At 75.1% G+C, this 19,501-nt stretch carries 18 protein-coding genes and 1 riboswitch; of the genes, 11 read left to right on the top strand and 7 right to left on the bottom strand.

The genetic code is table 11. The annotated features are described in order from the left end of the window. Nucleotides 1-16 precede the first annotated feature (16 nt). The 5 genes from NBH00_RS22600 (at nucleotide 17) to NBH00_RS22580 (ending at nucleotide 5,953) form a co-directional block, all read left to right on the top strand. Complete coding sequence (locus tag NBH00_RS22600; protein WP_254570828.1) at nucleotides 17-673, top strand: hypothetical protein; 657 nt, start codon at nucleotides 17-19, stop codon at nucleotides 671-673. A gap of 37 nt (nucleotides 674-710) precedes the next feature. After that, nucleotides 711-998 (top strand): hypothetical protein, encoded by a 288-nt coding sequence (locus NBH00_RS22595; RefSeq protein ID WP_254570827.1) that lies wholly within the window; start codon nucleotides 711-713, stop codon nucleotides 996-998. A 38-nt stretch (nucleotides 999-1,036) separates the two neighbouring features. Then, nucleotides 1,037-2,797: an LVIVD repeat-containing protein gene (locus tag NBH00_RS22590; protein WP_254570826.1), complete on the top strand. Its 1,761-nt coding sequence runs from the start codon at nucleotides 1,037-1,039 to the stop codon at nucleotides 2,795-2,797. Continuing rightward, nucleotides 2,794-4,386 carry an AMP-binding protein gene (locus NBH00_RS22585; protein ID WP_254570825.1) on the top strand — a complete coding sequence of 531 codons (1,593 nt, stop codon included), beginning with the start codon at nucleotides 2,794-2,796 and terminating at the stop codon, nucleotides 4,384-4,386. The genes NBH00_RS22590 and NBH00_RS22585 overlap by 4 nt, the downstream gene beginning before the upstream one ends. Before the next feature lie 190 nt (nucleotides 4,387-4,576). Beyond that, nucleotides 4,577-5,953, top strand: a complete 1,377-nt coding sequence (locus tag NBH00_RS22580) for a hypothetical protein (RefSeq protein WP_254570824.1) — start codon at nucleotides 4,577-4,579, stop codon at nucleotides 5,951-5,953. A 73-nt stretch (nucleotides 5,954-6,026) separates the two neighbouring features. Here the strand turns inward: NBH00_RS22580 and NBH00_RS22575 are convergent, their stop codons facing one another. From NBH00_RS22575 to NBH00_RS22565, 3 genes are read right to left on the bottom strand one after another with little or no spacing between them, the layout of a single operon-like run. After that, entirely contained in the window at nucleotides 6,027-7,526 is a 1,500-nt protein-coding gene (locus NBH00_RS22575; protein WP_254570823.1) for a precorrin-2 C(20)-methyltransferase, read from the bottom strand. Nucleotides 7,527-7,531: 5 nt separating this feature from the next. After that, the gene (locus NBH00_RS22570) at nucleotides 7,532-8,164 is read right to left on the bottom strand and encodes a precorrin-8X methylmutase (RefSeq protein WP_254570822.1); all 633 of its coding nucleotides are present in this window, start codon (nucleotides 8,162-8,164) and stop codon (nucleotides 7,532-7,534) included. Further along, nucleotides 8,161-9,441 (bottom strand): ferredoxin-like domain-containing protein, encoded by a 1,281-nt coding sequence (locus NBH00_RS22565; RefSeq protein ID WP_254570821.1) that lies wholly within the window; start codon nucleotides 9,439-9,441, stop codon nucleotides 8,161-8,163. Before NBH00_RS22565 ends, NBH00_RS22570 begins: the two co-directional genes overlap by 4 nt. Nucleotides 9,442-9,709: 268 nt before the next feature. After that, nucleotides 9,710-9,786, top strand: a riboswitch (cobalamin riboswitch). A 60-nt stretch (nucleotides 9,787-9,846) separates the two neighbouring features. On the opposite strand from NBH00_RS22565, the gene NBH00_RS22560 reads away from it, so the two are divergent. From NBH00_RS22560 to NBH00_RS22550, 3 genes are read left to right on the top strand one after another with little or no spacing between them, the layout of a single operon-like run. Continuing rightward, a complete protein-coding gene (locus NBH00_RS22560; RefSeq protein ID WP_254570820.1) occupies nucleotides 9,847-10,065 on the top strand; it encodes a CbtB domain-containing protein in 219 nt (72 codons plus the stop codon). A gap of 15 nt (nucleotides 10,066-10,080) precedes the next feature. Further along, nucleotides 10,081-10,830 carry a CbtA family protein gene (locus NBH00_RS22555; protein ID WP_254570819.1) on the top strand — a complete coding sequence of 250 codons (750 nt, stop codon included), beginning with the start codon at nucleotides 10,081-10,083 and terminating at the stop codon, nucleotides 10,828-10,830. A gap of 60 nt (nucleotides 10,831-10,890) precedes the next feature. Next, on the top strand, nucleotides 10,891-12,474 hold the full coding sequence (locus tag NBH00_RS22550; RefSeq protein ID WP_254570818.1) for an acetate--CoA ligase: 1,584 nt from the start codon (nucleotides 10,891-10,893) through the stop codon (nucleotides 12,472-12,474). 83 nt (nucleotides 12,475-12,557) lie between these two features. Here NBH00_RS22550 and NBH00_RS22545 read toward each other — a convergent pair whose 3' ends face one another. Beyond that, nucleotides 12,558-12,932 (bottom strand): MarR family winged helix-turn-helix transcriptional regulator, encoded by a 375-nt coding sequence (locus tag NBH00_RS22545; RefSeq protein WP_254570817.1) that lies wholly within the window; start codon nucleotides 12,930-12,932, stop codon nucleotides 12,558-12,560. A gap of 101 nt (nucleotides 12,933-13,033) precedes the next feature. Here NBH00_RS22545 and NBH00_RS22540 point away from each other — a divergent pair, with 101 nt between their 5' ends. The 3 genes from NBH00_RS22540 (at nucleotide 13,034) to NBH00_RS22530 (ending at nucleotide 15,550) form a co-directional block, all read left to right on the top strand. Further along, complete coding sequence (locus NBH00_RS22540) at nucleotides 13,034-14,521, top strand: MFS transporter (protein ID WP_254570816.1); 1,488 nt, start codon at nucleotides 13,034-13,036, stop codon at nucleotides 14,519-14,521. 222 nt (nucleotides 14,522-14,743) lie between these two features. Then, on the top strand, nucleotides 14,744-15,136 hold the full coding sequence (locus NBH00_RS22535) for a DUF2237 family protein (protein ID WP_254570815.1): 393 nt from the start codon (nucleotides 14,744-14,746) through the stop codon (nucleotides 15,134-15,136). A 24-nt stretch (nucleotides 15,137-15,160) separates the two neighbouring features. Then, complete coding sequence (locus tag NBH00_RS22530) at nucleotides 15,161-15,550, top strand: hypothetical protein (protein ID WP_254570814.1); 390 nt, start codon at nucleotides 15,161-15,163, stop codon at nucleotides 15,548-15,550. Nucleotides 15,551-15,562: 12 nt separating this feature from the next. Here NBH00_RS22530 and NBH00_RS22525 read toward each other — a convergent pair whose 3' ends face one another. Genes NBH00_RS22525 through NBH00_RS22515 form a run of 3 tightly spaced genes read right to left on the bottom strand, consistent with a single transcriptional unit; the run spans nucleotide 15,563 to nucleotide 19,348 of the window. Continuing rightward, nucleotides 15,563-16,255 (bottom strand): response regulator, encoded by a 693-nt coding sequence (locus tag NBH00_RS22525; RefSeq protein WP_254570813.1) that lies wholly within the window; start codon nucleotides 16,253-16,255, stop codon nucleotides 15,563-15,565. After that, nucleotides 16,252-17,706 (bottom strand): sensor histidine kinase, encoded by a 1,455-nt coding sequence (locus tag NBH00_RS22520; protein WP_254570812.1) that lies wholly within the window; start codon nucleotides 17,704-17,706, stop codon nucleotides 16,252-16,254. Before NBH00_RS22520 ends, NBH00_RS22525 begins: the two co-directional genes overlap by 4 nt. Before the next feature lie 25 nt (nucleotides 17,707-17,731). Beyond that, entirely contained in the window at nucleotides 17,732-19,348 is a 1,617-nt protein-coding gene (locus NBH00_RS22515) for an FAD-dependent thymidylate synthase (protein WP_254570811.1), read from the bottom strand. Between the last annotated feature and the right edge of the window lie 153 nt (nucleotides 19,349-19,501).

Raw genomic sequence — 19,501 nt, 5'->3', positions numbered from 1 at the left:
GTACGTTTGGAGGGTCATGTCCCTGCGCCCGACCGCCCTCCCCACCACGGCCGCGGCCGCCACCGCGCTGGCGCTCGCCGCGACCGCGACACCCGCCGCCGCCGCGGCGACGACCTTCGCGACGCGCACGCTCACCGAGCCCGCCGCGACGTCGCTCCCCGTCAGCGGCCCGCTGAAGGCCTACGTCGCGGGCTCGAAGGCGCGCGTCGTCGTCCCGACGGCCTGGGCCGCGGGCCGCGCGTCCGGCGGCGCGCTGCGCTTCACCGCCACGCAGAACTCCGCCTGCCACTACGCGATCACGTACCGCGTGAGGACGGTCGTCGGCGAGGCGGGCGACGCCGGCGCCCGCGTCGCCGCCGAGTTGCCCGCCGCGAACAGCCGGTACCTCCTCGACCAGGGGGCCCGCGGTGCCGGGCGCGCGTTCCGCGTCATCCGCGACCGGGCCACCGGCGACGGGCGCGTCCGCCTGCACGAGCTCTGGGCCGGGGTCCTGACGAGGCGCGCCGACATCGTCCCGGCCGGGAAGGTGGCGTGGACCGAGCTCCGCGTCACGGCGACGTCGGGCGCCGCGGACGAGTGCCACAGCGGGACCTACCGCGACGCGCTCGGGCCGAACCTCGGCGACTCGCTCGCCGTCGCCCGCACCGCGCTGCACTTCACGGGCGCGAGTTGACCGGTAGCCACCCGGCGGACGTGCGAGCATCCCCGCGATGCCGGAATGGACGCGGGCCCTCTTCGGGGGGAAGAAGGCACAGCAGGCGGACAGGGACGCGCGAGCCGCGATCCAGCGCCGCCTCGACGAGGACCCCGGGGCGTGGGCGTACCTCGCGTGCAAGCAGGACGCGCACACGTGCGCGACGTGCCTGCACGCGGCGGGCACCCTCCGCCACGTGAAGCTCACCGATCCGCGGCTGCTCATCATGCTCCGCGGGCACCCGGACTGCTCGAGCCCGGAGGGGTGCCGCTGCGAGGTCACGATCGTCGGGAGCGACGAGTAGCGCCGCGCGCCGGCGTACGGCCCGGATAGGGTCGGCCCATGAGATGGACGCACGTCGCGCTCGTGGCCACCACCGCGCTCGCGATCGCCACCGGCGCCCAGCCGGCCGCCGCCCAGAGCGGCCTCGTCGGGCCGACCCTGCCGACGAACGACCTGCAGAACTTCCTCAAGCTCGACGGCTACCAGACGCCGCTGCGGCTCCCGACGCAGCACAACCCCGAGCCCGTCCTCGCGCCGGTGCCGCGCGCGCAGTGCGGCGCGGGGTCCCGCCCGCTCGCCGGGATGCAGGGCCGGGTCGACACCGCCGCGGCGACCTCCACGGCCGCCGCCGACGGCTGGACGTGCAACACGACGCTCGTCAGCCGCCACCCGACCCCGGGCGGCTTCCGCGTCTGGCGCTACACCGATCCGGCCGGGCACGTCTGCGCCTACTACGACACCTCGCTCTTCTCGCGGCTGAACGTCGTCAGCGCGCTCGGCGGCCCGTCGCCGGGCGTCGTCGTCCTCGACATGGCGGACCCCGCCCATCCGAAGCAGACCGCGATCCTCACCGACCCGGCGATGCTCGCCCCGCACGAGTCGCTGAACCTCAACGCCCGGCGCGGCCTGCTCGCCGCCGAGATGGGCAACGGCGCGACGCTCCCGGGCCTCATGTCGATCTACGACATCGCCGCCGACTGCCGGACGCCGAAGCTGCGGTCGACGTTCCTCGCCGCGCCGTTCGGCCACGAGAGCGGCTTCGCCCCCGACGGGCGGACGTTCTGGATCGGCGGTGGCCAGGGCATCGCCGCCGTCGACGTCAGCGACCCGTCCCGGCCGAAGACGATCTGGACCGGCAACGTCTTCGCCCACGGCCTGAACCTCAGCGACGACGGCAACACGATGTGGGACGCCGACCCGATCGACGGCGACCTCATCACCTTCGACGTGAGCCAGGTCCAGGCGCGCAAGGCGGACCCGAAGGTCTCCGAGATCAGCCGCCTGACGTGGGACACCGTCTCGATCCCGCAGAACACCGCGCCGCTGCGGATCGGCGGCAAGCCGTATCTCCTCGAGTTCGACGAGTTCGCCTTCCGCTTCAACCCGCCGACGCTCGACGACCGGGCCGGGGCCGCGCGCATCATCGACATCGCCGATCCGGCGCACCCGCGCGTCGTCTCGAACCTCCGCCTCGAGGTGAACATGCGCGCCGCCCACCAGGAGGCGGCGACCGCCGACCCGAGCGAGCTGCCCACGTCGAGCGCGTTCCCGTACGGCGCGCACTACTGCGCCGTCCCCCGCGAGGACGACCCGGGCATCGTCGCCTGCTCGTTCCTCAACTCCGGTCTGCGCGTCTTCGACATCCGCGACCCGCTGCATCCGAAGGAGGTCGCCTACTTCGTCTCGCCGCCGACCGCCGCCGCGGCGAGCGGCGCGGCGCCGGCTGACCTCGCCTTCTCGCAGCCGGCCTTCGACCCGGCCCGCCGCGAGATCTACTACACCGACGCGACGACGGGCTTCTACGACCTGCGCCTGGACGCGAGCGCGTGGCCGGACCCGCTCGGCCCGCCCGCCGCGTGCGTCTCCTCGCGCGTCGTCCTCATCCACGTGCCGGGGGCGGGCCGCGTCCGCAGCGCGCGGGTCACCGTCGCGGGCCGGCGCGTGAGGGCGCGCCTCGTCGGCCGCACCGGCGTCCGCGTGAGCCTCGCGAGGCTCCCGCGCCGGACCGTCACCGTCCGCATCGTCGCGCGGACCGCACACGGCACCCGCACGATCGTCCGCCGGTACCACACGTGCCGCCCGGGCACGAAGGCCCCATGACCGACACCGCCGCCCTGAACCACAACCTCGTCCGCCGGGTGAACCTCGGCGACACGCTCACCCGCAGCGCCGCCCGCGCGCCGCGGGCGACGGCGGTCGTCGACGGCGAGCGCCGGCTGACGTACGCCGACCTGAACGCCGCGGTCAACCGCTGCGCGCACGGTCTCGCCGCCCGCGGCCTGGCCCGCGGCGACAGCCTCGCGCTCATGTCCGGCAACAGCGCCGACTTCCTCATCACGTACTACGCGTGCGCGAAGCTCGGCGTCGTCTGCGTCCCGGTGAACCTCAGCTGGCGCGCGGAGGAGACGGCCTACGTCCTGCGTCACTCGGGCGCGCGCGGCATCGTCGCCGAGACGCAGCTCCTCGACGCGGCGCTCGCCGCGCTCGCCGGCGCGCCGGACGTCACCGAGCGCATCCTCGCGCCCGGGACCGTCGACGCGGCCGGGCCCGCGCCGGACGGCTGGACGGCCTTCGCCGACCTGCTCGCCGCAGGCCACGCGGACGAGCCCGAGGTCTATGTCGAGGACCGCGACGCGATCAGCTACCTCTACACGTCGGGCACCACCGCGGCGCCGAAGGGCGTCGTCGGCAGCCACCTCGCGATCACGATGTCGTCGATGAGCGGCGCGATCGACATGCGCCTGACCGCGGACGAGCGCATGGGGGCGATGATGCCCTTCTTTCACACCGCCCAGCTCAACGCGTTCATCACCCCGGTCCTGCTCGTCGGCGGCGCCGTCCACGTGATGCGTGGCTTCGACGCCGCGGCGCTGCTCGAGCGCATCGAGGCCGAGCGGCTGACGCTCGTCTTCGGCCTGCCGATGATGTACCGCGAGCTGCTCGACCACCCGGACGTCGCGGCGCGGGACCTGAGCAGCCTGCGCCTCGCCTTCTACGCGATGGCGCCGATGCCCGACGCCGACGTGCGGCGTGCGCTCGACGTCCTGGGCTGCGACCTCGCGCTCCTCTTCGGGCAGACCGAGATGTCCCCGATCACGACGATCTTCCGGCCCGAGCACCAGCTGAGCCACATGGGCTCGGTCGGGACGCCGGCGCTCGGCACCCGCGTGGCGATCATGGCCGAGGACGGAACGCTCCTGCCGCAGGGCGAGACGGGCGAGATCGTCTACCGCGGGCCGAACGCGCTCGAGGGCTACCTCCACGACGAGGCCGCCACGGACGCGGCGCTCGCGCACGGCTGGTTCCACTCGGGCGACCTCGGCCGCTTCGACGAGGACGGGGTGCTGTGGTTCGCCGACCGCCGCAAGGACGTCATCAAGACCGGGGGCGAGAACGTCGCCTCGATCGAGGTCGAGAAGGCGCTCTACGCCGCGGTGCCCGAGCTCGCCGAGGTCGTCGTCGTCGGCCTGCCCCACCCGCGCTGGACGGAGGCGATCACGGCCGTCGTCGTCCCCCGCCCGGGCGCCGACGTCGCGCCGGACGCGGTCATCGCCGCGGTCCGCGCGCACCTCTCGCCGTTCAAGGTCCCGAAGGCCGTCGTCGTGTGCGACGCGCTCCCCAAGACCTCGACCGGCAAGGTCCAGAAGCACGTGCTCCGCGCGGAGCACGCGGGCCTGTACGACGCCTGAGCGGGATTCCACTCACGGCCCGCCACCGCCCGCGCCGCGCCCACCACCGCCCTCGCCGGGCCCACCCCCGCCCGCGCCGCCGCCCCCGCGACGCGCCCACTGACAACTCACGCAGACCCCTCGTGCGCAGGCTGTCAGTCGACGCACGCCCGCGGCGGAACCTTCCGGCCGCGCCCCGCGTTCAAGCGGCATGTCCCGCCGCCCCGCCACCCTGCTCGCGACCGCCGCGACGCTCGCCCTCGCGCTCCCCGCCACCTCGCTCGCCGCCGGCTTCGGGCCGCCGCGCGGGCTGCGGTACGGTGCGCCCGCCCCGCTCCCGGGCCGCGCCGCCGTCGTCCTGAACGAGGACGCGCTCGGCGTCGCGGTCGCCGACACCGGGGGCACGCTCGCCTCGGGCGCCGCCGGCCCGCACACGCTCGCCACCGCCTTCACGAACGGCGTCTTCCTCGACCGCAAGACCTTCACCCCGACGAACACGGCGGTCGGGCCGGACAACGGGCAGCTCGCGCCCTACGCCCACACGGGCCTCGCGATCGCCGGGCTGCACCGGACCCACACCGCCTCGCAGGCGGTGCTCTCCTTCGGTCGCCTCGGGCCCAACCGCGCCCAGGCGGGGGCGCTGCACCCGGTCGGCCCGGCCGGCCTGCAGGCCCACGCGCCGGTGCTCGCCGCGGACCCCGCGGGGGACCTCGCGATGGCCTTCGCCGTCTGCCGCGACGGCGGCTGCCGCTCCTCGCTCGTCTACCTCGCGACCCGCCGCGCCGGGTCGAGCCACATCACGACGACCCGCGTCGGCACGAGCACCCGCACCCTCCCGCGCGTCGCCGTCGCGATCAACGGCCGCGGCGACGCCCTCGCGGTGTGGACCGACCTCGAGCGCGTGCGCGCCCGTGTCCGCACCGCCGGCGGGACCCTGCGCGCGACGCAGACCGTGGGCGCGACGCAGCGCGGCTCGCTCGCCGCCCCGTCGGCGGCGCTGAGCCTCCACCGCGCCGAGCTCGTCGGCTGGTCCACGCAGGTCGTCCACGAGGGTGACCCGACCGCGGGCGAGGTCCGCGTCGCGCAGTCCCGCGGCGGCGCCTTCGCGCAGACGCGCCTGGCGACGCTCCCCGCGCTGAGCGGCCAGTCGGTCGCGAGCGCTGTCGTCCGCGTCGCCTTCGGCGCCACCGGCCTGCGCCGGCTCGCGTGGACCGGCTACGACGGCGGGCACTTCACCGTGCGCACGGCCCTCCTGCACGGCGCGGCGAACTCGGGCACGGCGTCGCTCGTCGACGCGCAGACGCTCTCGGCGCCGAGGGACGACGCCATCCTCGACGACCTCGAGCTCGCCGGCCCGCGGACGCTCGTCGTCCTGCGCTCGGGCCTCCGCGGCGACGAGCCGCAGCCCGGCGGGGAGGCCGTCCAGGTCGCCGAGCAGCGCACCGCGTCCGGGCCGTTCGCGCTCGCGACGGTCTCCGGCTCCGACCCGGTCGACGGACCCGCCGACGCGGCGCTCATCCCCGGTCGCGCGCTCGTCGTCTACGGCGCGACCTCGATGGGCGCGCGCTACGTCGAGGAGGTCGGCTGAAGGTGAACGAAGGTTCCGGCGGCTCTGGACCCCCTGAACCTGCATTCACCCGCCGGTCGACGCCCGCGCCGCGTCAGCCCGGGTGGCTGCGCGGCGTGTAGACCTGCCCGGTCCCCGCGAGGACCCGGGTCTGCGAGGAGCCGACGATGAGCAGCGTGCGCATGTCGACGACGGCCGGATCGAGCGCGCCGAGCGTCGTCACCGACACGTCCTCCACGTCGGAGCCGACGGCGCGGGCGACGACGATCGGCGTCTCGGGCGCGCGGTACTCGCGGAGGATCTCGACGGCCCGCTCGAGCTGGTCGCGGCGGGTCTTCGACGCCGGGTTGTAGAGCGCGAGCGCGAAGTCCGCCGACGCCGCCGCCGCGAGGCGCCGCTCGATGACCGGCCACGGCTTGAGGATGTCCGACAGCGAGACGACCGCGAAGTCGTGGCCCAGGGGCGCGCCGACCCGCGAGGCCGCGGCCTGCATCGCCGAGAGCCCGGGCACGACCCGCACCTCGACGTCCGCGACCGGGCCCTCGGCGCCGTCGAGCACCTCGAGCACCGCGGTCGCCATCGCGAAGATCCCCGGGTCCCCCGAGGAGACGACGGCGACGCGCCGGCCGCTCGCCGCGAGCTCGAGCGCGTGCAGCGCCCGCTCGGCCTCGACGCGGTTGTCGGTCGCGAAGCGCTCCTGCCCGGCGCGGTGGGGGACGCGGTCGACGTACGTCTTGTAGCCGACGACGGCGTCCGCCTCGGCGAGCTCCGCCTGGGCCTCGGGCGTGAGCCACTCGAGCCCGGCGGGCCCGAGCCCGACGACGCTCACGCGGCCCGCGTGCCCGTTGCGCTCAGGCTCCGCGCCCCACGTCGTCGGCACGAGCACGAGCGACATGTACGGCACCTCGTCGGCGGGGACGTCGCGCAGGGGCGCCACCCGCTCGCGCTCGGACGAGGCCCGCTCGACGTACAGCGCGCGGTCGGCGACGCCGGCCGTCTCGGCGGCGGTGCGCACGGTCTCGAACGTCCGGCCGAGCTTCATGACGACGGCGGCGTCGGCGGTCCGCAGACGGCTCGCGAGGACGTCCGGCGGCAGCGTGCCCGGGAGGATCTCGAGGATGTCGTCGCGCTTGACGAGCGGCGTGCCCGTCGCGGCGGCGGCGGCGCTGAACGACGTGACGCCGGGCACGACCTCGGTCGCGTAGCGGTGCGCGAGCCGGTCGTGGAGGTACATGTACGAGCCGTAGAAGAACGGGTCGCCCTCGCAGAGGACGACGACGTCGCGGCCCGCGTCGAGGTGGACGGCGAGCTCGGCGGCGGAGTCGTCGTAGAACTCGCGGATCGCCGCCTCGTAGCCGCCGGGGTGGTCGGTCTGCTCGACGGTGATCGGGTAGGTCAGCGGCACCTCGATGACGCCGGGGCGCAGGTGCGGCTCGGCGATCGTGCGGGCGACGCCGATCGACGTCGCGCGGCGCGCGACGGTGTAGGCGACGACGTGGGCCTCCGCGATGAGCCGCTGCGCCTTGAGCGTCACGAGCTCGGGGTCGCCCGGGCCGACGCCGACGCCGTACAGGCGCCCGGGGCGGATGGTCATGTCGCTCATTCCTTCGCGCTCGCGAGCGCGTTGACCGCCGCCGACGCCATCGCGCTGCCGCCGCGGCGGCCGTGGACGACGAGGTACTCGAGGCCGAGGACGTTCTCGGCGAGCGCGACCTTCGACTCGGCCGCACCGATGAACCCGACCGGGATGCCGATGACGGCGGCCGGGCGCGGGCCGCCGGCGGCGACGAGGTCGAGCAGGTGGAAGAGCGCCGTCGGGGCGTTGCCGAAGACGACGAGCGCGCCCTCCGTGCGGTCGCCCCACAGCTCGACGGCGGCCGCGGTGCGCGTGTTGCCGATCTGCGCGGCGCGCTCGGCGACGCCCGGGTCGGTGAGGGTGCAGAGCACCTCGTTGCCGGCGGGCAGGCGGGCCCGGGTGACGCCCGACGCGACCATGTTCGTGTCGCAGAGGACCGGCGCGCCGGCCTGCAGCGCGGCGGCGGCGGCGGGGGCGAACCCCGCGGACGCGGCGACGTCGCCGACGAGGTCGACCATGCCGCAGGCGTGGATCATCCGCACGATCGTCCGCTCGAGGATCGGCTCGACGTCGGCGAGGTCGGTCTCGGCGCGGATCGTCGCGAACGAGCGCCGGTAGATCTCGGCGCCGTCGCGGACGTAGTCGGTCTGGGTCACGGGTGGTGCTCCTTCGGGGCGAGGTGGCGCAGCGCCTCGGGGAGGCCGGCGAACGGCAGCGGCTCCGTCCCGGGCGCGCCGGCGCCGGTGACGGTGAGGCCGCCGCCGGCCCGGGCGTGGACGACGACGGCGGGGCCCGCGGGCGTCCCGCAGCCGCGCTCGCACGCCGCCCAGTGCTCGGCCGGGTCCGGCGGACGGCGGACGGCGGCGCGCTCGGAGGCGGCGGCGCGGACGTCGAGCAGGGCGCTGACGCACGCGCCGGCGCCGGCGCAGGCGGTGAGGCCGGCCCAGCCCGAGCCGGCCACGGTGACGAGCCCGAGCTCGCCGAGCGCGCCGGCGACGTCGCCGGCCGCGGCGGCGTCGACGTCGACGAGGGTCAGCGTGCGGTCGGTCGCGAGGCGGACGTCGCCGGCCGCGCGGGCGCGGGCGAGCGCGGCGAGCGGCGCGAGGGCGGCGGCGTCGATCCGGCCGAGCGGCGTGAGGACGGTGAGGGCGACGCGGCCGTCGGCCTGCTCCGTGCGGCCGACGCCGAGCGGCCGCACGGCGGCGAGCGGGGCGCCGCCGGTCATCGCCCCGCCGAGCGCGGTGGCGACGCGGGCGGTCCCGTCCGGGAGGTCGGCGATCCGCCAGGCGCGGCCGCCCGAGGCCTCGGCCGCGGCGCCGCCCTCGAGGAGGTCGAGGAACGCGTGCGCGGCGCGCAGCGCGACGGCCGGCCCGTCCGCGACCGGCGTGAGCAGCGTCGTCGGGGCGCCCGCGAGGTACAGGCGCAGCAGCGGCTTCGGCCCGGCGAGGGCGACGAGCGCGACGTCCGCCCGGTGGCGCCCGAGCGTCCGCGAGCCGTCCTCGACCGCGAAGAGGAAGCGGCCGGGCAGCTCCGCGAGGCGGGCGTCGGCGCAGAGCCCGGCGTCGAGGGCGGCGGCGAGCGCGCCCGCGTCGACGCCGGCGAGCGCCCGCGGGTGGCGCGGGCCGAGCGGCGGGGCGAGGAGGTTGCGCACGCGATCGTGCTCGGGCGACGGCAGCAGGCCCGCGGCGAACAGGAGGTCGGCCGCGGTCGTGGCGCCGGACTCCGCGAGCCCGCGGACCTGGACGCCCGCGCGCGAGGTGACCTCGACGAGGCCGTTGCCGTGGGCGGTCGCGAGCGTGCCGATCGCCTCCAGGCCGTCGGCGGTCAGGCGCCCGCCGGGCACCCGGACACGGGCAAGCGCGCCGTCGGCGGCGGCGTGCAGGCGCAGGACGCCGGGGCAGCGGTCCGCAGGGGGCACGGCGGCTGGGCACATCGGCGGCGGACCTCCTGGGAAGAGCGCGTTCCCGTAGACGGCGGATCGCGCGGGCTCGAGTTCCTGACTCCCGCCCGGCGGCCACCCTGGGGCGGGCCGCGGCGGTCACAGTGGCGCGACCGTCCCGAACTCACATCGGGTTCCTCGTGCCAGCGCGCTGACGGAGGGAGCATAACCCGTGACCGGCGCCGCCGCCCTGCCGCCCGCCGGCACGTCGGCACGTCGGCGGTGACCTGGGGTATGCTGCCGCGCACGTCTGTCAGGACGGAGGAAGCCGGTGCAAACCCGGCGCGGTCGCGCCACTGTGACGCGGCGCCGCCCAGGCGGCCCGCCAAGCCAGACACTCCCCCGCCAGACGGCACCCACATTCGCAACGGGACGCGTGATCCCGAGGAGGCAGTCCAGATGTCCGAAGCAGTTGCAGAGCGGAACGCCGGAGTCGTCGAAGGTCCGATCGCCTCCCCGCGCGAGCTCATGCCGTACGCGATCTTCGCGGGCGTCGTCCTCATGATGCTCGTGTACTTCGTCGGGGCCGAGGAGGGCGCGCTGTCGCTCATCGGCGGGTCGTCGGTCCACGAGCTCGTGCACGACGCCCGTCACCTGCTCGGCTTTCCCTGCCACTAGGCAGACGCCCTTCACATGGTCCGCTCCCTCCTGATCCGGGGGATGCTCGTCGGCCTCCTGGCCGGCGTCCTGGCGTTCGCGTTCGCCTACGCGTTCGGTGAGCCCCAGGTCCAGCACGCGATCGACTTCGAGGACCTCATGGCCGCGAAGGCCGGCGCCGCGCACGAGCACGCGCTCATCAGCCGCGGCACGCAGCGGACGGTCGGCCTGCTGATCGGGACGGTCGCGATGGGCGTCGCCCTCGGCGGCATGTTCGCCCTGGTGTTCGCCTACGCCTACGGACGCGTCGGGTCCTTCGGGGTCCGCGCGACCTCGGCGCTGCTCGCGCTCGCCGCCTACGTCACGATCACGCTCGTCCCCTTCACGAAGTACCCGGCGAGCCCGCCGAGCGTCGGCAACGCCGACACGATCGACCGGCGGACGCTGCTCTTCTTCGCGATGATCGCGATCACCGTCCTCGCCGCGATCGCGGCCGGGCGCGTGCGCCGCGAGTACGCGGAGCGCCTCGGCCCGTGGAACGCCGCCATCGCCGCGGGCGCGGTCTTCGTGCTCGTCGTCGCGGCGGCGCAGCTCATCCTCCCCGCGGTGCACGAGACCCCGGCCGGCTTCCCCGCCGACGTGCTGTACCGCTTCCGCCTCGCGTCGCTCGGGATCAGCGCGACGCTGTGGCTCACGATCGGGCTCGCGTTCGGCGCGACGGCCGAGCGGCTCGTCGCCGCGCAGCCCGGCCGGGCCCGCGCCCGGCGGGCCGGCGCGGCCGCCTGACCGGCGTCCGCACGCATCCGCTTGCAGTCACGCCCCGGAAGGGGCGAGACTCGGTGGGCCATGAGCACCACCACGCGCACGTACGAGCAGGCTGTCGCCGACCACCGCTGGGAGGTCCCGGAGCGCTACAACATCGCGCACGACGTCTGCGAGAAGCATCCGCCCGACAAGCTCGCGATGCTCCACGTCCGCCACGACGGCGTCGAGCGCGAGCTGCACTGGGGCGAGCTGCAGGACCTCGCGAACCGCGCGGCGAACCTGCTCGCCTCCAAGGGCGTGGGCAAGGGGGACCGCGTCGCCGTCGTCCTGCCGCCGACCCCCGAGACCGCCGCGATCTTCTTCGGGACGTGGAAGCTCGGCGCCGTCCTGCTGTCGATGTCCGTCCTCTACGGGGACGACGGCATCCGCTACCGCCTGCAGGACTCGCAGGCCAAGGTCCTCGTGACCGACGCGGCGAACGTCGGGCGGTTCGACACCTCGCTCGTGGAGACGGTCATCGTCCTGGACGCCGACGTCCTCGCGGCCGCCGACGCGACCCCGGTCCTCGCCGACACGGCCGCCGACGACCCCGCGCAGCTCTACTACACGTCGGGCACGACCGGGACGGCGAAGGGCATCGTCCACGCGCACCGCTACCTCATCGCCCACAACGAGTTCGAGTACGCCCACGACGTGCAGGACGGCGAGCGCTTCCACGGCATGGGGGAGTGGGCGTGGGCGGCGGGCATCGCGCCGCTGCTCGGCCCGTGGCGGCTCGGCGCGGTGCAGTGCGTCCTGCAGCGCCAGGGCGGCTTCGACCCCCATCAGCAGCTCGAGTTCCTGTCGAAGCTCGGCGTGACGAACGTCTTCACGACGCCGACGGCGATGCGCTCGATGATGTCGATCGCCGACGCGGGCACGCGCTACCCCCAGAAGTTCCGGATCGTCTGCAGCGCCGGCGAGCCGCTGAACCCGGAGGCGATCCGCTGGTTCCGCCAGCAATACGGCCTCACCGTCCTCGACTACTACGGGATGACCGAGAGCTACCCGATGGTCGCGAACTACCCGTTCATGGAGGTCCGCGAGGGGTCGATGGGCAAGCCGTCCCCCGGCTGGGAGATGGCGATCCTCGACGAGGACTCGCGGCCGGTGACCGAGCCGGGCACCCGCGGCGAGATCGCCCTGAAGGCGCGCTCCAACCCGCACTACCCGCTCGGCTACTGGAACCGGCCGGAGGACACCGAGCGCGTCTTCGGCGGCGAGTGGTTCCGGACCGGGGACGCCGCCTCCCAGGACGCGGACGGCTACTACTGGTACGAGGGCCGCGCCGACGACCTCATCATCGCCGCCGGATACCGGATCGGCCCGTTCGAGGTCGAGTCCGCCTGCCTCGAGCACCCGGCCGTCGCCGAGGCCGCCGCGGTCGCCTCCCCGGACGAGCGCCGCGGCCACGTCGTCAAGGCGTTCATCGTCCTCGCCGAGGGCCACGAGCCGTCCGACGAGCTCGCGAAGGAGATCCAGGCCTTCGTCCGCGAGCGCCTCTCGGCCTACGCCTATCCGCGGCTCATCGAGTTCACGAGCGACCTCCCGAAGACCCTCACCGGCAAGATCCGCCGCATCGAGCTGCGCCAGGCCGAGGAGGCGCGGGTGAAGGGCGGCGGCTGAGCGCGCGGGAGGGAAACCGGCGGTCACGTAGGCCCCGCTCCGGGCGGTGTTGACCGTCCCCGCCCCAGCGCGGGGGTGGCCGGTCAGCGCAGGGTGCGCTCGAGGACGGCCTCGTGCGTGGGCGTCGCCTCCGCGAGGCGCCTGCGCCCCTCGTCGGTGATGACGGCGAAGATGCCGCGACGGTCCTCGGCGCAGCTGCGGCGCTCGACCAGGCCCTCGTCGGCGAGCCGGCCGATGAGCCGCGACAGGGCGCTCTGGCTCATGTGGACGTCGTCGACGAGCTGCTGCAGGCGGCAGCCGTTGTCGTCGCTCTCGGCCAGGTGGCGCAGGGCCTCGAACTCGGTGACGGACAGGCGGTGATGGCGCTCGAGCTCGCGCTCGAGGGCTTCGCTGACCCTGGCATGACGGGCGAGCAGCTGACGCCACTCCCCCATGAGGGACGACCCGGTGGTGCTCATGACGACCTACAGCGTAGCGGTTTCGATGCATCTGGTGTCAATGTGTGTTCAGACAATGAATGTGGTGGCATTGTATGCGCATGCATGTATAGTGCCGACCCATGACCTCCACCCACATCACCGACGACCGCTTCGACCGGCGGGCCTGGGCCCTCCTGCTCGTCGTGTGCGGCGCGGTCTTCCTCGACGGGCTCGACGTCTCGATGGTGGGCGTCGCCCTCCCGTCGATCGACGCCGACCTGCACCTCTCGACCACCAGCCTGCAGTGGATCGTCTCCGGCTACGTGCTGGGCTACGGCGGCTTCCTGCTCCTGGGCGGACGGGCCGCCGACCTCCTCGGCCGCCGGCGCGTCTTCCTCGCCGCCCTGACGTTGTTCGCCATCGCCTCGTTGCTCGGCGGCCTCGTCAGCGACGGCACCCTGCTCATCGCCACCCGCTTCCTCAAGGGCACCGCGGCCGCCTTCACGGCCCCGGCCGCGCTCTCGATCGTCACGACGACGTTCGCGGAGGGGCCGGCCCGCAACCGGGCGCTCGCGATCTACGCAGCCACCGGCGCGACCGGCTTCTCCAGCGGCCTCGTCTTCGGCGGCGTCCTCACCGAGCTCGGCTGGCGCCTGACGTTCCTCGTCCCGGTCGTCCTGACCGCAGGCCTGATCGTGCTCGCGCTCAAGCACGTCCCCCGCGGCGAGTCCCAGGCCGCGGGCCTCAGCGCCCGCACGTTCGACCTCCCCGGCGCGACCCTCATCACCGGCTCGATGCTCCTCGCGGTCTTCACGATCGTCCAGGCGCCCACGGCCGGCTGGGGCTCGCTGCGGACGCTGCTCTCCCTCGCGGCGGCCGTCGCCCTCATCGCGACGTTCGTCCGGGTGGAGCTGCGCAGCAGCCACCCGCTCGTCCGGCTCGGGATCCTGCGCTCCGCGAAGCTCCGCCGCGCGAACCTCACCGCGATGACGGTCTTCGGGGCGTGGATCGGCTTCCAGTTCGTCGGGACGCTGTACATGCAGCAGCTCCGCGGCTGGTCGGCGTTCGAGATGGCGGGGGCGTTCCTGCCCGCCGGCCTCATCGTCGCCTTCGGGTCGCCGCGCTCCGCCGCGCTCGTGAGCCGCTACGGCAGCGCGCGGGTCGTCGCCGTCGGGATGCTCGCGTTCGTCGGCGCCTACGCGCTGTCGACCGGCATCGCCGAGGACTCGGCGTACGCGACGAGCATCCTGCCCACGATGGTCCTCGCCGGGATCGGCTTCATGCTCACGTTCGGCCCCCTGAACATGGCCGCGACCGACGGCATCGCCGACCACGAGCAGGGGCTCGCCTCCGGGCTGCTGTTCACCTCGCTGCAGTTCGGCGGGGCGGTGACGCTCGCGGTCGCCACGGCGGCGATGGACGCGGGGACCCGCGCCTCGTCCGCCGCGGACGGCTCCGCCGGCGCCCGTCTCGACGGCTTCCACGCGGCGCTCGTCGTGTCGGTCGTCGTCGCGATCGGGGGCGCCCTCATCGCCGCGGGCGGGGTCCTGCCGGAGCTCCGCGCCTGGGGTGCCCGGTTCCGGAGCGCCTGGCAGACCGCCTACGCCGCCGCGGGGGACCGGTCATGACCGCCGTCGCCGCGGCCGCGCGGCTGAAGCGCATCCTCGCGGCCGCCGAGGGCGCGTACGTCCGCGAGCAGGCCGGCGCCGCCGTCTGACGCCGGGGGCGTGACCGCCCACGGCGCCAATGCCACCCGGGACGGTCACACCCCCACCGGCGCCGCGCCCCCTCCCCGGGGGCGCGGCGCCGCCCTTTGCGCCCCGGCCCGCCGACGGGCGATACTGCGCCCGATGACCGATCGCAACGTGCTGGGCGGCGAGCTCGAGCTCTGCGGGACCGACCCCGTCACCGGCTTCTACCGGGACGGCTGCTGCACGACGGGGCCGGAGGACCTCGGGAGCCACACGATCTGCGCGGTCGTCACCGCCGAGTTCCTCGACCACCAGCGCTCGATCGGGAACGACCTCTCGACGCCGCTGCCCGCCTACCACTTCCCCGGGCTCGTCCCGGGGGACCGCTGGTGCGTGACGGCCGCCAACTGGCTGCGCGCCCACCAGGACGGCGCGGCGGCGTTCGTCGTCCTCGCCTCGACCCACGAGCGCGCGCTCGACATCGTCCCGCTCGACATCCTGCGCGAGCACGCGGTCGACGTCCCGGCGGACCCGGGCGAGCTCACGAGCTGATCGCTCCTCTAAGGTTGCCCAGCCATGGGCCGCCGCTCCCGCCAGCGCTCCGACGCGCCCCCGCCCCGTGCCGCCGCCCGCAAGGCCGCCGCGTCCCCGCGACCCGCCGCGGGGGGCCGCGAGCGCGCGTTCGACCGCCTGCCGCCCGCCCGCCGCGTCCTGGCGAAGTTCCTCATCTGGGCGACGGCGCAGGCCCTCGCGGTCATCGCCGGCATCGTCGTCCTCGGCGGCTCGCTCGGCCCGTTCGTCGTCCTCGCCTACACGATGCTCGGGGTCGGCGGCGCGTTCGTGTGGGTGACGCCGCGGCTCCGCGTCCTCGAGCTCTCCGACGAGGACCGGCTGCTGCAGACCGTCGCCGGCGGCCTGCTCGTCATGAGCCTCGCCTTCGCGGTCGCCGGCGCGGTCCTGCTCTGAGGCGCCTCGGCCTCAGCCGCTGAAGCGGTAGCCGACCCCGGGGTCGGTCCGCACGAGCCGCGGCGGCCCGCCGCCGCGCTCGATCTTCCGGCGCAGGTTCGCGACGTGCGTGCGCAGGACGGCGGTGTCGTCCGCGTAGCCGGGGCCCCAGACCTCGACGAGCAGCGCGCGGTGGGTGAGCAGCCGTCCGCGGTTGCGGGCGAGGTGGCGCAGGAGGTCGAACTCGATCGGCGTGAGGTGCACCTCCTCGCCGTCGCGGCGGACGACCCGTGCGGCGAGGTCGATCGTCAGGCCGTCGGCCTCGATGAGCGGCTCGTCGGGGGTGCCGTTCGTGCGGCGCAGCGCGGCCTCCAGGCGGGCGACGAGCTCGCGGGGCCCGAACGGCTTGGTGACGTAGTCGTCCGCGCCGGCCTGCAGCGCCTGGACCTTCATCTCCTCCTCGTCGACGGCGCTGAGGACGATGACCGGCATCTGGCTCCACTCGCGCAGGCGGCGGCAGAGGTCGACGCCGGTGCCGTCGGGGAGGACGAGGTCGATGATCGCGCCGTCCGGCGGGCGGATCGACGCGCGGTCGAGGGCGGTCTCGACGTCGGCGGCCTCGACGACGTCGTAGCCCGCCTCGCGGAGGATGACGCGCAGGGCCCGGAGGATCTGCGGCTCGTCGTCGACGACGAGGATGCGGCGGGCGCCGGGTCCGCCGCTCACGCCGGCCTCCGCGCGGTGTCCTGCGGGACCGGGGCGACGGGGAACGTCACGACGAAGCTCGACCCCTGGCCCGGCAGGGACTCGACGCCCACCTCGCCGCCGTTGGCCTCGACGAAGCCCCGGACGATCGCCAGGCCGAGCCCGCTGCCGGCCGGCCGCGCCGGGTCACGCGGGCCGCCCCGGAAGAACGGCTCGAAGATGCGGGCCTGGTCGGCCGCCGGGATGCCCGGGCCACGGTCGACGATCCGGACGACGAGCCGGGCGCCGACGACCCGCGCGCGGACCGACACGGGACGCCCGGCGCCGTGGACGTCGGCGTTCGCGATGAGGTTCGTGAAGGCCCGCTCGAGCTGCGCGGGGTCGGCGCGGACGAGCGGCAGGTCCGCGTCGAGCGCGAAGCGCACGTCCCCGCCGGCCTGCTCGGCCGCGGTGTGCAGCACCTCGTCGATGGCGCACCAGTCGGTGCGCGGCGCGGCGGTTCCGGCCTCCAGCCGCGAGAGGTCCAGGAGGTTGTCGACGACGTGCGAGAGGCGCTCGGCGTCCGCGACGACCCCGGCGGCGAGCGCCTCGCGGTCCTCGGGGCCGAGCGACGCGGAGCCGAGCGCCGTCCCGGCGGTGAGGATCCCGGTCAGGGGCGAGCGCAGGTCGTGGGAGACCGCGCGCAGGATCGCGGTCTTCACGACGTCGCTGCGGCGCAGGGCCTGGGTCTCGACGACCTCGGCCTGGAGCGCATCCCGCTCGAGGGCGGCGGCGAGCAGCGCCTCGAGGGACGGGAGGACGTGGGCGACGAGCCGTGTGCGCAGCGCCGGGTCGAGTCCGGCGGGAAGCAGGAGCGTCGCCACGGTGCGCTCGCTGTCGCGCAGCGGGAACGCCTCGCGACGCCCGTCCGCACCGGCCGGGACCTCGCCGCGCTCAAGGGTGACCGCGGGCACCGCGAGCGCCTCCGCGACCCGTCGCGACGCGGTCCGCAGCAGGTCGCCGGGGTCGCCGCCCGCGAGCAGCCCGCGGGCGAGCTCGGCCGCGAGGTCGGCCTCCTGCCGGCGGGCCTCGGCCTCGGCGGCCCGCGCCCGCGCGAGGTCGGCGACACGGCTCGTGACGAACGCGACGACCATGAACGTCCCGAGGGCGGCGACGTTGCGGTCGTCGGCGACGGTCAGGCGCCCGGTCGGCGGCAGGAAGAAGAGGTTGAAGGCGAGCGCGGACCCGATCGCCGTCGCGAGGGCGAGCACGAGCCCCCAGGAGGTCGCGACGAGGAGCACCGGCAGGATGTAGAGGACCGACAGGGAGGCCGCCGGCGTCAGGCCCCGCAGCGCGGCGACGGCGAGCGTGCAGCCGGCGACGCCGAGGACGGCGACGGCGAGCCCGAAGCGCGCCGGCGGCCGCTGCGCCGAGAGCAGCCGCGGCGTCGGCGACGGCGGCGGCGTCGAGGTGGGGGCGGCGGGGCGGTCCATCGCCCCGCTAGCGTACGACCGTCGGTCAGCCGCGCGTGGGCGGCAGCAGCTGGTCGAGCTTGTTCTGGGTGCGCATCTCGGACAGGATCCGCTCCAGCCGCGGCTCGACGTCGCCGTCGACGTGGATCATCGTCCCCGCGACGGCGGGGTGCACCGCCGCGATGTGGCGGTGCATCTCGTGCGCGACGGCGCGGTAGGACGGGTGGCCCTCGCGGCCGGAGCGCAGCTCGATGAGCTGCATCGCCTCGCGGGCGTTGAGGTCCAGGACGTAGCGGATGCGGTAGCCGAGGCACAGCGCGTACATCGCGACGCGCGAGTCGTGCCCGTCGTCGAGCAGGCGCTGGTGGGCGACGCGGGAGAGCTCGAGCGCGTGGCGGTACTCCCCGCCGGCGCCCGCGAGGTCGATCTCCTCGGGCACCCCCGCGCCGAGGCCGGGCGTGAGCTTCTGCCACTGCACGGTGAGCATGCGGTGACGCTGCAGGTCGCGGAAGGCGCCGTAGTCGGAGACGATCTCGAAGCGGTAGCGCAGCGCCTCGTACCCGCGCCCGGGCCGGTGGCGGCGGTTGCGGCGCTCGCCGACGAGGTCGGTGAGCAGCGCGATGCGCTCGTCCGTCGAGAGGGCGGAGAGGCGGATGCGCGCGTCCTCCTCCGAGACCCCGGAGGCCTCGAAGAGGAGCGCGGCGAGGAGGGCGTCCTCGTCCCCGTCGACGTGCAGCAGGCGCACCGACGGGCGGCCGGAGCCCTCCGCGGCCGTCGGCCGGTCGAGGCCGAGGCGCGTGACCCAGCGGGCGGCCGCCTCGTCGCGCTGCTGCAGGTAGCCGATCCACTCGCCGCCGCGGTCGGGCCGGGGGATGCGCGACACGAACGACGGCATGACGTGCTGGAGCGCGTCGAGGATCTGAGTGCCGCACTCGCGCGCCTCGGGCAGCGGGTGCGCGAGGAGGTGGAGGATGAGCTGCTCGTACGTCTGGCCCGTCGCGTAGATGCCCATGTGCGACAGCGAGGCCGCCGGGAGGAGGCCGCGGACGAGGTCGAGGGCCTTCGCGCCGATCGCCCGGTCGCGGGCGGGGCCCGGGTCGCCGGGAAAGGTCCCGTCGACCCACGTGCGGACCTTCGGCAGCAGGCCGGAGTAGACGCCGAAGATCTCGTCCATCGTCTGCTCGTAGACGGGGCCGAGCGACGGGTCGCGGTAGTAGCGGTAGCGCGGGTGCCTGGAGTCCGCGCCGCCCATCGGCGTGTCGTACGGGATGTAGCGCGTGGACTGCTCGAGGTAGGCGCCGAGGCGCGGGCGCTGGAGGACCTTCGTCAGGACGTTCGAGACCCATTCGCAGGCGACGTGCGCGCCCCCGAGCTGCGCGACGCTGTCATCCCCGTAACCGACGAAGATCCGCTCGTAGAGCTCCGCCGCGCGCGTGCCCTCGGTGTCGTCGGCGCCGGCGGCGATCTCCGGGAGCGAGTCCGCGAACTCGTCGAGGAACATCCGGCGCAGCGTGCCCTGATAGCGCGAATAGCGGGCGAACATCGCGCCCTTGACGGTCTCCGGGAGGTTCGTGAGCGCGAAGACCGGGCGGTCCAGGTTCGTCACGTGGGGCGCGAGGCGCGCCTGCTCGGCGGGGGTGAAGCTCTCGACGGGGTAGTCCATACGGGGTCGATGACCCTACCGCGCCGAGCGGCGGCCGCGGTGTCCGGACCCCTCGCGAAGACGCTCGCCTGCTTGTACATCAAGGCTGTAGGCAAAGAGGGGACCAAGTCGGTGGGATTTGTGTATTCTGCCGAATCCCGACTGACAAACACC

The organism is Paraconexibacter antarcticus (assembly GCF_024220175.1).
Lineage (GTDB): Bacteria > Actinomycetota > Thermoleophilia > Solirubrobacterales > Solirubrobacteraceae > Paraconexibacter > Paraconexibacter antarcticus.
This window is presented reverse-complemented; position numbering and strand designations above follow the sequence as displayed.

Coding starts and splice junctions, on each gene's coding strand:
- NBH00_RS22550 (WP_254570818.1), top strand. CDS start 10,891: ATGAGCACCACCACGCGCACGTACGAGCAGGCTGTCGCCGACCACCGC.
- NBH00_RS22580 (WP_254570824.1), top strand. CDS start 4,577: ATGTCCCGCCGCCCCGCCACCCTGCTCGCGACCGCCGCGACGCTCGCC.
- NBH00_RS22540 (WP_254570816.1), top strand. CDS start 13,034: ATGACCTCCACCCACATCACCGACGACCGCTTCGACCGGCGGGCCTGG.
- NBH00_RS22560 (WP_254570820.1), top strand. CDS start 9,847: ATGTCCGAAGCAGTTGCAGAGCGGAACGCCGGAGTCGTCGAAGGTCCG.
- NBH00_RS22545 (WP_254570817.1), bottom strand. CDS start 12,932: ATGAGCACCACCGGGTCGTCCCTCATGGGGGAGTGGCGTCAGCTGCTC.
- NBH00_RS22520 (WP_254570812.1), bottom strand. CDS start 17,706: ATGGACCGCCCCGCCGCCCCCACCTCGACGCCGCCGCCGTCGCCGACG.
- NBH00_RS22515 (WP_254570811.1), bottom strand. CDS start 19,348: ATGGACTACCCCGTCGAGAGCTTCACCCCCGCCGAGCAGGCGCGCCTC.
- NBH00_RS22585 (WP_254570825.1), top strand. CDS start 2,794: ATGACCGACACCGCCGCCCTGAACCACAACCTCGTCCGCCGGGTGAAC.
- NBH00_RS22530 (WP_254570814.1), top strand. CDS start 15,161: ATGGGCCGCCGCTCCCGCCAGCGCTCCGACGCGCCCCCGCCCCGTGCC.
- NBH00_RS22600 (WP_254570828.1), top strand. CDS start 17: ATGTCCCTGCGCCCGACCGCCCTCCCCACCACGGCCGCGGCCGCCACC.
- NBH00_RS22555 (WP_254570819.1), top strand. CDS start 10,081: ATGGTCCGCTCCCTCCTGATCCGGGGGATGCTCGTCGGCCTCCTGGCC.
- NBH00_RS22575 (WP_254570823.1), bottom strand. CDS start 7,526: ATGACCATCCGCCCCGGGCGCCTGTACGGCGTCGGCGTCGGCCCGGGC.
- NBH00_RS22565 (WP_254570821.1), bottom strand. CDS start 9,441: ATGTGCCCAGCCGCCGTGCCCCCTGCGGACCGCTGCCCCGGCGTCCTG.
- NBH00_RS22595 (WP_254570827.1), top strand. CDS start 711: ATGCCGGAATGGACGCGGGCCCTCTTCGGGGGGAAGAAGGCACAGCAG.
- NBH00_RS22535 (WP_254570815.1), top strand. CDS start 14,744: ATGACCGATCGCAACGTGCTGGGCGGCGAGCTCGAGCTCTGCGGGACC.
- NBH00_RS22590 (WP_254570826.1), top strand. CDS start 1,037: ATGAGATGGACGCACGTCGCGCTCGTGGCCACCACCGCGCTCGCGATC.